1 protein-coding gene is annotated in these 669 nt (G+C 48.3%); it reads left to right on the top strand.

Annotated features, from left to right (window positions below; genetic code table 11):
• Positions 1-669: hypothetical protein (locus AB4209_RS22460; RefSeq protein ID WP_372057457.1), on the top strand; the 669-nt coding region annotated here is incomplete at both ends.

The following is a 669-nucleotide window of genomic DNA, read 5'->3' on the forward strand; positions in this document are numbered from 1 at the left end:
AAATCTTGCAGACGGCACAATCACAACCAGTACCATCGATGTGATGCCAGAGCAGAGTGCTGACGGTGCGACGATCACTCAATTTACGTATGATGGTCAAACTCGAACATTGGATCAAACTGACAATGGTGAGCAGCAATTTAGCTTCACAGAAGGTGAGTTGTTCATCACTCTTGAAGGTGAAGTACGCTTCGAACCAAACCGCAATCTAGACCACACGGTTAGCGAAGACATCGTCAAATCGATTGTGGTGACCTCAAGCGATGGCGATGTGGATGTTGAAACGGCGACGGTTGTTCTGACCATTACCGATGGTGATATTCCAACCATCGAATCCGTACCAAGCGTGACGCTATCAGAAACACAACTTTCTGATGGCTCGACACCAAGCGGCAGTACGGTGAGTCAAACCGAGACTATCTCGTTTACCAACCAAAGTGATGATGTCGAGAAGTTCCGAATCGAACCTACTGAGTTCAATGTGGGTGGTGCGTTAACGTCGAACAACATTGCGGTTGAGCTTAAAGAAGACCCAGCAGACTCAGGCATCTATACCGGCTTTATTGACGACGGTGGAACGGACGTTCCTGTCTTCAGCTTAAGCTTTTCAGGTACCACGTTGGGTGAATACACCTTCACGTTGCTTGAGGCGTTAGACCATGCCGATGG

Origin of the sequence: Vibrio sp. 10N.286.48.C11 (assembly GCF_041469805.1) — a bacterium.
In the GTDB taxonomy this organism is placed as follows: domain Bacteria; phylum Pseudomonadota; class Gammaproteobacteria; order Enterobacterales; family Vibrionaceae; genus Vibrio; species Vibrio crassostreae_C.